The organism is Pseudonocardia sp. CA-142604 (assembly GCF_050948475.1).
Classification (GTDB): domain Bacteria; phylum Actinomycetota; class Actinomycetes; order Mycobacteriales; family Pseudonocardiaceae; genus Pseudonocardia; species Pseudonocardia alaniniphila.
The window spans coordinates 1,628,329-1,641,895 of sequence record NZ_CP192045.1; the positions used below are offsets into that span (position 1 = coordinate 1,628,329).

Annotated in this window: 15 protein-coding genes; 5 read left to right on the forward strand and 10 right to left on the reverse strand. The window is 70.7% G+C overall.

Annotation, left to right across the window (positions count from 1 at the left end; all coding sequences use genetic code 11):
• Positions 1–2: 2 nt before the first annotated feature.
• Complete coding sequence (locus ACQPZQ_RS07500) at positions 3–377, reverse strand: STAS domain-containing protein (RefSeq protein WP_433293397.1); 375 nt, start codon at positions 375–377, stop codon at positions 3–5.
• Positions 378–575: 198 nt separating this feature from the next.
• Here ACQPZQ_RS07500 and ACQPZQ_RS07505 point away from each other — a divergent pair, with 198 nt between their 5' ends.
• A complete protein-coding gene (locus tag ACQPZQ_RS07505) occupies positions 576–920 on the forward strand; it encodes a MerR family transcriptional regulator (RefSeq protein ID WP_433293399.1) in 345 nt (114 codons plus the stop codon).
• A gap of 26 nt (positions 921–946) precedes the next feature.
• Here the strand turns inward: ACQPZQ_RS07505 and ACQPZQ_RS07510 are convergent, their stop codons facing one another.
• Positions 947–1,453, reverse strand: coding sequence for a MarR family winged helix-turn-helix transcriptional regulator (locus ACQPZQ_RS07510; protein ID WP_433293401.1), 507 nt, complete (start codon positions 1,451–1,453; stop codon positions 947–949).
• Between the two features lie 120 nt (positions 1,454–1,573).
• Between ACQPZQ_RS07510 and ACQPZQ_RS07515 the strand changes: the two genes are divergently transcribed.
• Positions 1,574–2,617 (forward strand): cupin domain-containing protein, encoded by a 1,044-nt coding sequence (locus ACQPZQ_RS07515; RefSeq protein WP_433293403.1) that lies wholly within the window; start codon positions 1,574–1,576, stop codon positions 2,615–2,617.
• A 7-nt stretch (positions 2,618–2,624) separates the two neighbouring features.
• Here the strand turns inward: ACQPZQ_RS07515 and ACQPZQ_RS07520 are convergent, their stop codons facing one another.
• Positions 2,625–3,452, reverse strand: coding sequence for an SDR family NAD(P)-dependent oxidoreductase (locus tag ACQPZQ_RS07520; protein ID WP_433293405.1), 828 nt, complete (start codon positions 3,450–3,452; stop codon positions 2,625–2,627).
• 100 nt (positions 3,453–3,552) lie between these two features.
• On the opposite strand from ACQPZQ_RS07520, the gene ACQPZQ_RS07525 reads away from it, so the two are divergent.
• Positions 3,553–4,176, forward strand: coding sequence for a TMEM175 family protein (locus tag ACQPZQ_RS07525; protein ID WP_433293407.1), 624 nt, complete (start codon positions 3,553–3,555; stop codon positions 4,174–4,176).
• Here the strand turns inward: ACQPZQ_RS07525 and ACQPZQ_RS07530 are convergent.
• Both ACQPZQ_RS07530 and ACQPZQ_RS07535 read right to left on the reverse strand, forming a co-directional pair.
• Entirely contained in the window at positions 4,146–4,979 is an 834-nt protein-coding gene (locus ACQPZQ_RS07530; protein ID WP_433293409.1) for an SAM-dependent methyltransferase, read from the reverse strand. The two genes, ACQPZQ_RS07525 and ACQPZQ_RS07530, sit on opposite strands and share 31 nt — an antisense overlap.
• Before the next feature lie 120 nt (positions 4,980–5,099).
• Positions 5,100–5,369 carry a hypothetical protein gene (locus ACQPZQ_RS07535; protein ID WP_433293411.1) on the reverse strand — a complete coding sequence of 90 codons (270 nt, stop codon included), beginning with the start codon at positions 5,367–5,369 and terminating at the stop codon, positions 5,100–5,102.
• A gap of 191 nt (positions 5,370–5,560) precedes the next feature.
• Between ACQPZQ_RS07535 and ACQPZQ_RS07540 the strand changes: the two genes are divergently transcribed.
• Together ACQPZQ_RS07540 and ACQPZQ_RS07545 are read left to right on the forward strand one after the other, a co-directional pair.
• Positions 5,561–6,865, forward strand: a complete 1,305-nt coding sequence (locus ACQPZQ_RS07540) for an NAD(P)/FAD-dependent oxidoreductase (protein ID WP_433299060.1) — start codon at positions 5,561–5,563, stop codon at positions 6,863–6,865.
• A 129-nt stretch (positions 6,866–6,994) separates the two neighbouring features.
• A complete protein-coding gene (locus tag ACQPZQ_RS07545) occupies positions 6,995–7,396 on the forward strand; it encodes a nuclear transport factor 2 family protein (protein WP_433293413.1) in 402 nt (133 codons plus the stop codon).
• Between the two features lie 43 nt (positions 7,397–7,439).
• Here the strand turns inward: ACQPZQ_RS07545 and ACQPZQ_RS07550 are convergent, their stop codons facing one another.
• The 5 genes from ACQPZQ_RS07550 to ACQPZQ_RS07570 all read right to left on the reverse strand — a co-directional run bounded on the left by ACQPZQ_RS07550 (position 7,440) and on the right by ACQPZQ_RS07570 (position 13,452).
• Positions 7,440–8,036: a COG4315 family predicted lipoprotein gene (locus ACQPZQ_RS07550; protein WP_433293415.1), complete on the reverse strand. Its 597-nt coding sequence runs from the start codon at positions 8,034–8,036 to the stop codon at positions 7,440–7,442.
• Between the two features lie 27 nt (positions 8,037–8,063).
• Positions 8,064–10,883, reverse strand: coding sequence for an ATP-binding protein (locus ACQPZQ_RS07555; protein WP_433293417.1), 2,820 nt, complete (start codon positions 10,881–10,883; stop codon positions 8,064–8,066).
• Between the two features lie 196 nt (positions 10,884–11,079).
• Positions 11,080–12,045, reverse strand: a complete 966-nt coding sequence (locus ACQPZQ_RS07560) for a hypothetical protein (protein ID WP_433293419.1) — start codon at positions 12,043–12,045, stop codon at positions 11,080–11,082.
• A 43-nt stretch (positions 12,046–12,088) separates the two neighbouring features.
• The gene (locus tag ACQPZQ_RS07565; RefSeq protein WP_433293421.1) at positions 12,089–12,574 is read right to left on the reverse strand and encodes a hypothetical protein; all 486 of its coding nucleotides are present in this window, start codon (positions 12,572–12,574) and stop codon (positions 12,089–12,091) included.
• A gap of 173 nt (positions 12,575–12,747) precedes the next feature.
• Entirely contained in the window at positions 12,748–13,452 is a 705-nt protein-coding gene (locus ACQPZQ_RS07570; RefSeq protein ID WP_433293423.1) for a TetR/AcrR family transcriptional regulator, read from the reverse strand.
• Positions 13,453–13,567: the final 115 nt, after the last annotated feature.

Here is a 13,567-nt window from a genome sequence, read left to right on the forward strand (position 1 = left end):
TCTCACGCGCTCCACACGGAGATCTGTGGGTCGAGCTCGGCGACGGCGAGGACCCGGGCGACGTGCCGGCTCGGCATGGCCAGGACGAGGCGGCCCCCTGCGCCGCACAACTCGCGGTGGATGTTGTCGACCGCGCGGAGCCCGTGCGCGTCGACGAAACGCAGAGCGGAGAGATCGATCACAACCAGCTCGGGCCGCTCGTCGCGCAGACAGGCGAGCGCATCGGTCACAAGATCGACGGTGGCGAGGTCGAGCTCGCCCTCGAGCCGGACATCGACTCGCAGCCCGGTGTCGGTGCCCGACGACACGAGGTCGACGTGCAGAGGTGGCGCGCAGGCGCACTGTGTGGTCGGGGGCCTGTTGCCCAGCTCGGTCACGGGTGCTCCCTCCGCGGAGGTCTTCCTGTGCGACAGCCGGCCGTACAGGAAATGGCCGGCTGTGCGCTCAACCGAGGAATCGATCCTAAGTCGGGGACGAGCAGCGCCGCAACGGCGCCGACCAGCGTCGACGCTGCAATTTGCGGCGACGGATTGATAGGATCTGCACCACTGACTTCACATCTGCGGAGGAAAACCATGGGGGTCGGCCGCCTCGACGACGAGGACTTTCCCGCTGTCGCGATGGGTCAGGCCGCCGAACTGCTCGAGGTCCAGCCGGCCTTCCTGCGCAGCCTGGACGCGGCCGGCGTGCTGAAGCCGCAGCGGTCGAGTGGCGGACATCGGCGCTATTCACGCCGCCAACTGGTGCTCGCCGCGCGGATGCGGGCCCTGTTCGACGAGGGGTGCACCCTCGATGCCGCCGTCCGGATCGTCGAATTACAGGACGATCTCGACACGGCCCGGGCGCGGATCACCGAACTCGAACAGGAGATCGCCCGGATGACGGAGCAACTCGACGAGAGAACGCCCACCACCGACTGACCGCCCCGCGGCCCCGGCCGGCGGGCTTATTTCGGACGACTCCCGGGGGGTGGGCGCCGGTCGAACGGCTCGTCGTGGCTGTCGACCACGAGGTTGAGCAGGCGGACGAGTTCCTTGCGCTCCTGCCCGTCGAGGGCATGGGTCAGTTGCTCGCTCACCCGGGCGGCAGAGGGAAGCGCCGCGCGTCGCGCTTCGCGGCCTGCGGGGGTCAGCCGCAGCAGATTGCGGCGGGCGTCGGCGGCGTCCGGGAAGCGGGCGAGCAACCGCCTCGCTGTGAGTCTCCGCACGATCTCCGCCGTGGTCGAACGGTCCATTCCGCCGAGTTCGCCGAGCATCCGCTGATCGATTCCGGGTTTGTCGGCGAGGATGTTCAGCACGGCGAACTGCACGGAGGTGAGCTCCGGGGGCGCTTCCCGCGCCCAGATCTCCCGATGCACCTGCTGCAGCCTGCGTAGGAGGTGGCCGGGGGCGGTCCGTAGCTCGAACGCGTCCTCGTCCACCTCGGAGGGCTGGTGGTCGGCCCGTGAGGACATACCGCGAGTCTAGATGCCGTGCGGTGGATCGGCCGGTCCTTGCGCCGCGCTATGCCCCGTCCTACAGTTCGAATAGATGGTCAGTGTACTGAGTATCACTTATCGGTAAAGGAGCTGAAGTTGACCGTCGAATCATCGGAAGCCGCATATCGGACGCTCGACGAACTCGCTGCCGCACCGTTGTGGAGGCACTACGGGTCGCTCTTCTCGCCCGAACCGCGCAGCGTCGCCCTGCCGCATCGGTGGGACTATGCCGCCCTGCGGCCGTTGATGCTGCACTTCACCCGCACGCTGTCGCTCGACGAGGCAGAGCGACGGGTGCTGATGCTGGTCAATCCCGGCATGCAGGATCCGCCCGCCACTGTGAACAGCCTGTTCGCCGGGATTCAGATCATCCTTCCCGGCGAGACGGCGCAGGCGCACCGGCACACGGCCAACGCTTTCCGCTTCATCATCGAGGGCGCCTCGGCATACACCACGGTCGACGGTGAACGACTCCACATGAATCCGGGTGATCTGTTGCTGACCCCCGGCTGGCACTGGCACGACCACCGGCACGAGGGAAACGACCCGATGATGTGGCTGGATGGCCTCGACTTCCCGCTCACGAACGCTTTCGAAGCAGGATTCTTCGAGCTGTTCGGGGACCGTGCGCAGAAATCGCTCGTGCCCGATGACCTCTCCAGCCGCCGGTTCATCCACGGCAGGCTCAACCCGGCCTGGGAGCAGCCCGAGCGGCTGTCCTCGCCCGTGGGCAACTATCCGTGGCGGGAGACCGAGCAGGCGTTCGCGGCGATCGCCGACGACGCCGAGGGCAGTGAGTCGGAGGGGATCGTGCTGGAGTACACGAACCCGTGGACCGGCGGCTCGGTACTGCCGACCATGGACTGCCGGATCAGCCGGTTGCGCCCGCACTTCCACGGGCAGCCCCGCCGCACCACCGCCAGCGCCGTCCTGCACGTCGTGCAGGGCCATGGGCATGTCGAGATCGGCGAGGAGCGCTTCGACTTCGGGCCCAAGGACGTGATCGCGGTACCCGGCTGGCAGCCCTACCGGCTGGTCAACCCGACCGCGGAGGACACGTTCGTCTTCTCCTACAGCAACCGGCCTGCCTTGCAGGCGCTCGGGATGTGGCGCGACGACCAGCCAGGACCCGAGGCCTGACGCGCAGTCAGCCGACGCTGTTGAGCGAGGGTGGCCGGGTGAACGACTGGATGTCGTGCTGTGTGCCGGCCTTCGGGCGTCGCTGCGTGCGCCCGCGGCCTGCGAGCTTCGCGGCCGCACGCAGCGAGCGGCGCGGCATCTCCAGCGTGCCGACCACGGTGCGGTAGATCCAGCCGGGCGTGCAGAGCGTGCGGCCCCGCTCGAGGTCGCGCAGGCACCGCTCCACCACCGCCGCGGGCTCCAGCCACAGCGGCGAGGGTGAGTCCGGGGCCTTGTGCTTGCCGGTGAGCATCCGCCCGGGGCACAGGGCGATCATGCCGACGCCGCTGCCCGCGAGTGACGCGGCCATCGTGTCGGTGAACGCGAGCACCCACGCCTTGGTCGAGGCGTAGGAGCTGCCCGGCGAGGGGAGGTAGCCGGCGAAGCTCGCGACGTTGATCACCGATCCGCTGCCGCGCGCGATCATGCCCGGGAGCGCGGAATGGGTCAGCGACATGACCGCCGAGATGTTCGTGTCGATCTGGGTCTGCAGGTCGCGGAGCTCGCTGTTCACGAACTCGTCGGTCACCTCGAAGCCGGCGTTGTTCACCAGCATGTCGACGGGCCGGTCCGCATCGGAGAGCCGGAGCTCGACCGAGGCCCTGGCGGCGGGGTCGGCGAGGTCCGCGACGAGGACCTCGGCCACCGCACCGTGCCCGCGCACCGTCGCCGCGGTGCGCTCCAGCCCGTCGCGGTCGCGGGCGACGAGGACGAGGTCGATGCCGCGTCGGGCGAGACGGTCGGCGAAGACGGCTCCGAGACCCCGGCTGGCGCCTGTCACAAGTGCGGTGGGCATGGAACGAACGCTAGGGAGGCGCCCCTGTGGTGACGCTGAGAAGCGCCCAGGAAGCTGAAGGTGAGCTGAGAGTGACGGCCGGTGCTTTACGTTTGTCCGCGTGAGCGCGCTGAAACCGTTGGACCGACTTGTCACCTTCACCGATGCGGTGGTCGCGATCGCGATCACGCTGCTCGTGCTGCCGCTGGTCGATGCCGTCGGAGAGTCGGTCGCTGCACGGGTGACTCCGGTCGAGGTGATCACCGAGCACCAGCCGCAGATCTACAGCTTCCTGCTCAGCTTCGCCGTCATCGCGCGCCTCTGGATCGTGCACCGGCGCATGTTCGAGAAGGTGGTGGCCGACTCCACGCCGCTGCTGTTCTGGAGCATGGCGTGGCTGCTCACGATCGTCGTGCTGCCCTTTCCGACAGAGATGATCGGCGGATACGGCGACGACTGGTTCACGGCCGTCTTCTACGTCGGGACGATCCTCGCGAGCAGCGTCTGCCTGACCGTGCTGGCGTTCATGATCCATGGACCGGTCGGCGCGTCAGGTGCGGTGAGCACGACCGCGATCCTCGTGGTGGCGTTCGTGCTGACGGCCCTGGTCCCGGGGGTGACCTACCTCGCGCTCCTGCTGCTCGTGTTCAGCTCGTTGCTGAACCGGGTGGTCACACCGCTGCTCGGCCGGGTGGAGGATCGTCGCGCCGCGCGTCAGGGTTTGCGGCCGACCCCGCCGACGTAGAGGGTCTCCACCGGATGGTCCTTGGCTGTGGCCTCGTCCGGCCGCCACTTGTTGGCGTACACCAGGCCGGGTGGCACCATCTCGAGCCCTTCGAAGTAGCTGCGGTTCTCCTCCCACGTGCGGAAGCGCCCGGATCCGAGACCGTCCAGGAACCCGCGCTCCAGGTCTCTGGCTCGTGGCTCCTCGCCGAGGAAGTTGCAGATCGCCAGGTAGCTGCCGGGACTGAGCCGCTCCCTGATCTCGGCCGCGATACCGGCGGGGTCGTCCTCGTCGGAGAGGTGGTGCAGGATGCCCGCGATGAGCACACCGAACGGCTGGCTCGTGTCGATGAGCTTGTGGGTCTCCGGGTCGTCGAAGATCGCCTCGGGCGTGCGGAGGTCGGAAGTGATCACCGTGGTGGTGTCGTCGTCGAGCATCGCCATGGCGTGCGCCAGCACCATCGGGTCGTTGTCGACGTAGACCACGTGCACCGAGGGGTCGATCTCGTGCGCCACCTGGTGCACGTTGCCTGCGGTCGGCAGCCCGGAGCCGATGTCGATGATCTGCCGGATGCCGGCCTCGGCAACCATGAAGCGCACGCTGCGGCGCATGAAGTGGCGGTTGTCCTTGGCGAGCTGCCCCGCCTCCGGCACCACGTTGAGGAAGCTGTGGGCGGCCTTGCGGTCGATCTCGAAGTGGTCGCGCCCGCCGAGCACGTAGTCGTAGACGCGGGCGATCGACGGCCTCCGGAAGTTCAGGTCGCGGCGCGCACCGCTACGCGCGCCCTGGCCGTCCGGCCCGGACCCGGAGTGACCACCCGACACGGATCCTCCTTCGCGGGGCCGGTCACCAGCGGCCGAGTCCCGTCCGATGCTTGCGCCGAAGAGAGTAGCGTGATCAGCGGCACAAGTCGCAAGCCCACCTTTCGGTGGGTGACATCGCATTCAGCACGCTGTGAAGTGATCCATCCCAACGGACGGAACTTCCCAGGTCAGCTCGAAGCGGACCGCGTCGCCGCCGTTCGCCGGGAAGCCCACCTGGTGGGGCTGACCCATGGGCAGGTCGGCGATGGAGGTGGTCAGGTCGCGCGCCGCTGCGGCGTCCGGATCACCGTGGGCAGCCACCCAGTCGCCGACGATCTGCCGGTAGAACTCGACGGCTTCGGTCCACTGCGGAAACCGGTGCTCCTCGTCTATCCCGCTGACCAGCCACATGTCGTATCCCCCGTGCCGTCGTGTGTGTCGATTCCACCACGGGTAGCCCCCGATGTGCAGGCAGACTTCGGTAGAGGGTCATCCGAGCCGGGGGACGGTAGGAGGAGGCGCAGGTGCGCGAAACGCAGACGGGGCGCGCGGAACAGCCGGACGGGTTCGACGGACGCACGCCTCGGGCGACGCCGAAGCGCGTGGTGATCGTCGGCGCAGGCTTCGCCGGGTACGAGGCTGCGCGCTCGCTCACGAAGGCGCTCCCGCCGGACTCCGGCGTGGAGATCGTGCTGGTGAACCCCATGGACTACTTCCTGTACCTGCCGCTGCTGCCCGAGGTGGCCGCGGCGGTGATCGATCCGCGGCGGATCACGGTGTCGCTCCCGGCGACGCTGCCCGGGGTGCGCCTCGTGCTGGGCGAGGTGAATTCGGTGTCGCTCGACGAGCGGACCGTCCACTACACAGATCCCGAGGGTGGCGCGCACAGCCTCGGCTACGACCGGCTGATCCTCGCCGCGGGGAGCGTGAACAAGCTGCTGCCGATCCCGGGGGTCGGCGAGCACGCCCACGGCTTCCGCAACGTGGCCGAAGCGCTCTACCTGCGCGACCACATCATCCGGCAGATCGAGCTCGCCGACGCCACCGACGACCCCGATGAGCGGACGGCCCGGTGCACGTTCGTCGTGGTGGGGGCCGGCTACACCGGCACCGAGGTGGCGGCGCAGGGCCCGCTGTTCACCGACAGGATCGTCGAGCGCCACCCACACCTGCGCCATCAGAAGGTGCGCTGGCTCCTGCTCGACCTCGCGCCGAAGGTGCTCCCCGAGCTGGATCCACGCCTGTCCCGAGCAGCGGACCGGGTGCTGCGGCATCGGGGTGTCGAGGTGGGGACGGGTGTCTCCGTCCGGGAGGCGACCCGCGAGGGCGTGCACCTCACCACCGGCGAGTTCGTCCCGACGCGGACCCTCGTCTGGTGTGTCGGGGTCCGTCCCGACCCGCTGGTCGAGGAAACCGGCCTGTCCACCCTCAAAGGCCGACTCGTGGTGGACCCGACGCTCGTGGTGCCTGGGCACCCCGACGTCTTCGCCTGCGGTGATGCCGCCGCGGTTCCCGACCTGACCAGGCGCGGCGAGGTGACGGCGATGACCGCCCAGCATGCGACTCGCCAGGGCAAGCTCGCGGGGCGCAACGTCGCCGCATCGCTCGGCCACGGGCGGATGCGCCGGTACAAGCACCACGACCTCGGTTTCGTGGTCGACCTCGGTGGCACTCAGGCCGCGGCCAACCCGCTGCGCATTCCGCTCTCCGGGCTGCCGGCGAAGGCCGTGACCCGCGGCTACCACCTTCTCAGCATGCCGGGCAACCGGCTGCGCACCGCGGTCGACTGGATCCTCGACGTCGCCGCGGGCCGCCAGACAGTGCAGCTCGGGCTCGTACGCTCGGCGGCCGTACCGTTGGATACCGAGCTTCCCCGGCGCGCCGAGCAGGGGACGCGCACCGGATGATCGTCCGATTTCGCCCCCGTTCACCGTCGCGTCGATGAGTGACCTCCCATCAACACGTGATGTGGTGTATGCGGCGTAGGCCTGACCATGGTTCGAAGATGAGGTGCCACCCCCCCTTGGAGGCAGCTGATGACCATGACCGCGTCACCCCAGGTCGATCTCGGCACGGCGTTCTTCTGGGCGTTGCGCACGAAGAACTGGGCGCTGCTCCGCGAGATCATGAGTCCTGACGCCACGTGGAGCCTGCCGGGCCACAACGCCATCTCGGGCACCGCGGCCGGCATCGACGACGTCATCGCGCGTGCACAGCTGATCGGCACGTACCGGATGACCTCGACGCTCGAGCGCGTTTTGGTGAGCCGCGACAACATCGCGCTCGGGCTGCACGCCACGGCCCGCCGCGGCGACCGTGTGCTCGACGAGCACATCGCCACGGTCTGCACCGTGCGGGCGGGCAGGATCGTCCAGGTGGAGACCTACCTCGACGACCTGGAGGGGATGGACCGCTTCTTCACCGACGAATACTGCTGAGTCACCCGTGAGCGGCTGGCCGGAGGGGGGACCGGTCGGTCGGTCAGTACGGGATACCGACGAGCGAGGTGGTCACCGGGCCTGCTGCCGCCGGAGAGCTCTGCACGGGCGTGCCGGTGGCGGACACGGCCGACCACACGTTTCCGTCGACGACTTTGCCCTGCCCGTTGGTCTGGCCGGGCGCGACGTCGCCGGCGAACGTGTAGACGGGATGACCGGCGATCGTGAGCTGCTGCCCGCCCTCGGGCCGGGCCGCGCTGCCGAGCGCGCCCATCACCCCGGGCATGGAGGCAGGTAAGGGGGAGGGCGCCGGGACGAACTGCCAGGTCTGCGCGCAGTCCCCGGTGCAGGCCGATTTGTTCTCCGTGTCGCCCGCGTACTCGTAGAGCGTGCGGCCCTCTCCGTCCACGAGAACCGTGCCCAGGTTGGTGGTGGGTTGCGGCCCGACGAGCGCGCCGTCGGCCTCCGGCAGGGGCATCGCCTTCACGTGCGGAGGAGACTGCGCCAGCGCCGCGGGCGATGTGGCGTCCTCGGTGCTGCAGGCCGTTGCCAGGAGCGCGGTCGCCGTGAGGGCAGCGGCACCTGCGCCCGCCCACCATCTGCTGCGCCGGAAGCTGCAGGCCTCACGGCCTCCGGTCATCGAATGCACCTCCTGGCACCCATCGGGTCAAGGAACGACGTTCGACTGCGCACGGGTCAGCGCGATACGGGCCAGCTCGAGCCGCGACGTGACGCCGAGCTTGGTGAACGCGTGCTTGAGATGGGTGCTCACCGTGTGCGGCGAGACGTAGAGCCGCTCGGCGGCGGCCCTGTTGGTCGCCCCGCGGGCGATGAGCCGCACGACCTCCAGCTCGCTCGGCGTGAGCGCCTGCCAGCCCTGGCCCGTGCAGGGCCGCGTGCTGCGGCGCCGGTACACGCCCAGCTCGCGCAACGCGGACCGGACGCGTGCCGCATCACGTTGCGCGCCCGCCTCGTCCGCGATGCGCATCGCCGTCTCGAGCAACCGGACCGCCTCGGCGCGGTCGTGACGGGCCGCCGCGTTGCCGGCGTCCTCCAGCGCGGCTGCGCGGGCCAGCGGCCGCTGGGCTGCCTCGTACAGCGACGCAGCCCTGGCCAGCTCCTCGTGGTCCTGCAGGAGCAACCCACGGGCGTGCGCGCCGACGGCGCAGAACAGTGGCATGTCCGGGTTCGACTCGGACCGGCGCTCCGCGGTCGCGGCCGCACGTTCGGCGAAGTCATGCTGCCCGGCTTGGAGCGCGACCCGCACGAACCAGGGCACATCGGCGACGTCGAGCGGGTGGCAGCGCCATGGTCCGCTGTCGCTGTAGCGGGCGGACCCGTCGGTCAGGCTCGCGATCGCCCGGCCCGGATCGCCGTCGGATGCGGCGACGAGGGCGGCGAGCCAGGCCCCTGCGTTGCGCACGGACGTCGACTTGCTCGCCTGCATGACGTGGGCGTTGCGTTCCGCGGTGGCGAGCGCCTCCTCGTCCCCGGTGAGCACCGCCACCCGGCCCAGAGCGCAGATCGCGGTCACTGCGGCGAAGTCACCGTGGCCGATCTCGTCGACCATTGCGAGCGCCTCCTCGGCGGCGGCGCGTGCCTCGGCCGGTCGACCGGCCTCGAGCAGCAGCCGTGAGCGGGTGGCACTCCAGAGGCGGGTCACCGCCAGGCCGGCCCCCACACCGGCCTGACGCTGCTGTGGCTCCGTGACGGCCAGCGCGTCGTCGAGCCGACCCACGCCGGCCAGTGCCACCGCCCGCCAGATCTCCGGGTCGCTCAGGCGGTGTGCAACCTCCACCCGCTTGCTCAGGTCGACCGCGGCGTCGGCACCGGCCAGTGCCGTGCGCCAGTCGCCCCGGTGGAGGTCGACGATGGATCCGACGCACACGGTGACCGCCTCGGCCCGCGTGTTGTCGCACGCCCGCGCCGCTGACATCGCCGGCGCGATGAACTCACCCGCCGCCTCCGGGTCCCCGTCGAGCGCCGTTGCGAGGGCGAGCACGGCGAGGAGGTCGGCCCGCAGCGACGGCGACAGGTTACGCAGCTCGAGTGCCGTGCGGCAGTGCCGCACCGCGTCGACGAAGGCGAACTGCAGGCCGACGAGCGCGCCGCCCAGTCGGACCCGGGCCTCGGCCTCCGGACCCAGCGGGACCTCGAGCGACTGCTCGGCGAGAGCGGCGGCGGGGCCCGCGCGCCCGGCGGCGAGCAGCAGCTGGATGGTCTCGGTGACGAGGTCGGCCCACTCGGGCGCCCTCTGCGAGGTGAGCTCCAGGGCACGCACGCTCAGATCGGCCCCAGCCGCCGGGTCCGACGGCGCCACCATCAGCGCGGCCTCCCGCAGCAGCGACACCGCCTCGGCGTCGCCGGGTAGCGCCACGGCGGCGAGGAGGGTGGCCGCTTCGGGCAGCGGACGTCCGGCCCGCAGGTCGGCGTCCACCACCTGCCGGCGCAGCCCGCGGACCAGGTCGGCAGGCAGGTTCGCCACGATCGCCTCGCGCACGAGATCGTGACGGAAGGTGAAGTGGTCGGCGTGCGCGACGATCAGGTCCTCGGCGATGGCCGAGCGCAGCGGCTCGAGCAGCGCCGACGCGGGCTCGTCGAGCAGGGCCTCGAGCTGGCGGACGGTGAATCGGGGCCCGACCACCGCCGCGATCTGCACGGTCCGGCGCACCCGGTCGGGCAGCCGCTCCACCGTGCGGGCCACGAGGTCCCGGAACCGCTCTGGCAGCCCTCCGAGCGACTCGAGGTCGTCCCCTGTCGGACCGGCCGTGTGCTTCTCGGCGACCCCGCGCAGGAGTTCGACGAGCAGCAACGGCCGGTCCGCCGCACGTTCGGCCAGGCGTCTCACCGACTCGTCGACGTCGTCCCCCAGAACGTCGTGAGTGATGGCCTCGACCGACGAGGTCTCGAGCGGCTTCAAGGTGATGGTGTGTGCCCCGGCCGCTGCGAGCTGGTCCAGCGTCGTGCGCAGGGCATCGGTCATCGCCCCGTCGCGCACCGCGAACATCCAGACCAACGGGCGCTGCGCGAGCCGGCGGGGCAGGCTGCGCATCGCCAGCAGGGTGGCGGCATCGGCCCATTGCAGGTCGTCGAAGGTCAGGAGCAGTGGCACCTGCAGCGATGCCTGCTCCAGTTGCTGGCGCATCGTCTGCAGGAGCAGGAAACGATGATCGGCGCTGGTGAAGAGGGCGGCCGGCAGCGCATCGGGTTCCAGGACGGGGTCCGGACCGTTCAGCAGCGCTTCCATGATCGGGGCGAGCGGCACCGCCCGTGAGTGCGGGTCGGCCGATCCGGACAGGGATCGGATCCCCATGGCGTCCGCCATCCGGCGGGCCTCGGCGAGTAGACGGGAGCGGCCGGCCCCGGCAGCACCGCGAACGACGAGTATCGAACCGCCCTCGCTGCGTACCGCTTCGAGGCTCTCACGGACGTCGGCCAGCTCCGCGGCCCGCCCGCGGAGGGGAACCTCGCCGTGACTCGCAACCATGGTCTTCTCCGATCACATGCGCATCGCAGACGCCGCGATGTCCGCCTGGGGACCCCGATGCGCAGGCACCGATGGCGCGCAAACGTCCCGTTGCACCACATCGTCTGACGATGAGACGAGCGTGGGCATCGGTCAGATGACTCTCTCCGCCCGCTCACTGTGTGACGTGGAGCGCGCTGCGGGGAGAGGACGTGGCTCAGCCTGCGAACGCCTCCGGAGGTTTCTGCGCACGCCTGTGCACCGTCCGGACGGTGCGCAGGATGCGCTCGCGAGGGGACCGGACGAGCGGCTGCTCGCCGGTGAGCGCGTCGACGACAGCGACGGCTACGGCTGAGGTGAGCGCGGGCGAGGAGTCCCGCCGGACGTCGACGCCGCCGGGCGCCGCGAGTTCGAGGAGGTGGGCCGGCGCGTCGAGCAGCTCGGCGTGCACCCCGAGCAGGTGTCCCAGGTGCTGCCAGATCCGGCGCAGCTCGGCAGGGACGGGCGCGGCCACGGCACGCGACTCGGTGAGGAGTGCGCGGGCGCGCGCGGTGGCGCCGAGCCAGCAGCGCAGGAGGTCGACCTGGGTGATGGGTGTCCCGGGCAGCACCGGGTCGGCGTGGGCCGCGAGCCCGTGCAGCTGGGCGTGGCGGAGAACGGCGGCCCGCAGGCGCAGCCGCAGCGTGGCCCGATGGCCGGGGCCGCCGGCGAGCAGGCTGCCCGGCTCCAGCGCGCTCACCGCCCAGTGCACGGTGTCCGCCACGCGCCGGTGCGCTACGGGACGGAGTCGCCCGTCGCGGACCAGCCGGCTCGTCGACCAGGGGCTGTCGGACGCCGCCCCGACGTGGGCGACGGAGCTGGCCCCGTGCACGATCCGGACGAACTCCGGGTCGGCGCGGTGGTGGACGAGCGCGCCGCGGCCGAGCAGGTCCTCGACCCCCGCGGACTGCACGTCGTGCCACAGATCGGCCTGCGCATGCGTGAGCGTCCCGGCCGTGTCGCCTGCCGCCAGCAACCCGGCGAGGGACCGGCGGGCGATTCGCCCACGGTCGCGCAGTTCGGCGGCGACGGTGTCGGCGAGCGGATCGCCCAGGGCGCAGGCCTGGGCGATCCGCTCGGATCGGGCGCTGTCCGCGCCGGTCGACGAGGTGGGGCGGCCGTGCCCTGCCGTCGTTCCGGTCATCTCGCTCTCCGATCCGCCGGCGGTGGGCCGGCGTCGCCTGTGGTCAGGCCATCCAGGGGGTCGTCGGGATGCGGTAGGACCGGGAGCCCGGAAGCATCCCGGCCGGGACCCGGTAGAGCGCCGCTCCGAGGTACTGGGCGACCTCGTCCATGGTCTTGTTGAGGCCTGCGCAGCTCGCGACGAGCAGCACGGGCTGGCCGGGCTGGATGAGGCGGGCGAACGCGGCGAGCCCGGCACCGGTGTCGGGCAGCGTCATCGGCGGTCCCGCTGTGGCGCCGTCGCTCCCGAAGGGCACGAGGTCACGCAGCGGCCGGCTGAGCGCATCGATGACCCGCGTCAGCACCTCCTGGCGCGCGCCGGTCGCTCTTCGATCCTCGACGCGGATCTCCCCGTCCGCGGAGCGGGCGACAACCGCGACGTGGCGCATCTCGGGCAGTCTGCGGGCTCTCTTCAGCACAGAGGCGGCGCGACGCGCGTCGTGGAAGACGAAGAGGAGCACGTCAAGGCTGTGGTGGCACATCGGGATCACCGTTCGTAGCTTGATGAGGCGAACGAGTGCAGAGTCCAGGGTGCCCGGGGCCGACACATCCCATGAAGGCGTGAGGGTCTCCCCGCGGATCGCTCAAGGAACCGCCACCTCCGCGGCGCCACCGGAGACGCTCCCACCCCTCGACGACGTGGTCGAGGCGTGGATTCTGCGTTTCACCCGCTCAGCTGCCGCCACCGCTGAGCGGCGTCGGGCTCGAGGACGGCAGGCGTCACGGGCGCCAGCCAGAGCCCGACGACGGCGTCGACGAGGCGCGCTGCGGCCATCTCCCAGGTGCGGTTCGGGGATGCGGCGCCGTTCTGCAGCGCCCGTTCGTATTCGGCACACATGTGCACGACGACCAGGCGGCTCATCTCGCCGCGCTCGGCGCGGACCTCGGCCGGCAAGGCGGGGAGCAGCCGGAACATCCCCTCCCGCGCCTGTCGCAGGCTGAGTGACGCCTTGGCGTCGGCCCGGATCACCGCACGCAAGGTGGGCTCGTTGGACGCCTGGGCGAGGAACCGTGCATGCCAGCTCTGGTCACCCAGCTCTGCCAGGTGGGCGGGGAGCGGCCGGACGATGCACCCGACCCAGTCGTGCAGAGCGGATCCGGGGCCGACGCGGGTGAGCAGATCCGTACGCAGCTTCTCCACGGCCACCGCGTGTCGCCGCAGGATGGCGAGCACCAGCTCGGACCGGCCGCCGAAGTGGTAACCGACCACGGAGTTGTTTCCCTGGCCCGCCGCTTCGCCGATCTGCCGGTTCGACACCGCCAGCACCCCACGTTCGGCGAAGAGACGTTCCGCGGCGTCGAGGATGCGATCGCGGGTGGCGGCGGCCCGATCCGGCCGGGTTTTCTCGGACCGGCTGTCGACGGTCATGAGTCCTCCGGCAGTTAATTATAAGAAGTGTGCCTGAAAGAGTTTAACTCCTTGTGTGGTCAAAGCCCTCGCGATTCCGCTCCGCGGAACGCCGCCCAGCAGCGGATATATGTCC

What these genes read in the sequence shown, in the direction of transcription:
- ACQPZQ_RS07505 (WP_433293399.1), top strand. Translation starts at nt 576, where the DNA reads ATGGGGGTCGGCCGCCTCGACGACGAGGACTTTCCCGCTGTCGCGATG.
- ACQPZQ_RS07545 (WP_433293413.1), top strand. Translation starts at nt 6,995, where the DNA reads ATGACCATGACCGCGTCACCCCAGGTCGATCTCGGCACGGCGTTCTTC.
- ACQPZQ_RS07550 (WP_433293415.1), bottom strand. Translation starts at nt 8,036, where the DNA reads ATGACCGGAGGCCGTGAGGCCTGCAGCTTCCGGCGCAGCAGATGGTGG.
- ACQPZQ_RS07555 (WP_433293417.1), bottom strand. Translation starts at nt 10,883, where the DNA reads ATGGTTGCGAGTCACGGCGAGGTTCCCCTCCGCGGGCGGGCCGCGGAG.
- ACQPZQ_RS07520 (WP_433293405.1), bottom strand. Translation starts at nt 3,452, where the DNA reads ATGCCCACCGCACTTGTGACAGGCGCCAGCCGGGGTCTCGGAGCCGTC.
- ACQPZQ_RS07535 (WP_433293411.1), bottom strand. Translation starts at nt 5,369, where the DNA reads ATGTGGCTGGTCAGCGGGATAGACGAGGAGCACCGGTTTCCGCAGTGG.
- ACQPZQ_RS07510 (WP_433293401.1), bottom strand. Translation starts at nt 1,453, where the DNA reads ATGTCCTCACGGGCCGACCACCAGCCCTCCGAGGTGGACGAGGACGCG.
- ACQPZQ_RS07570 (WP_433293423.1), bottom strand. Translation starts at nt 13,452, where the DNA reads ATGACCGTCGACAGCCGGTCCGAGAAAACCCGGCCGGATCGGGCCGCC.
- ACQPZQ_RS07560 (WP_433293419.1), bottom strand. Translation starts at nt 12,045, where the DNA reads ATGACCGGAACGACGGCAGGGCACGGCCGCCCCACCTCGTCGACCGGC.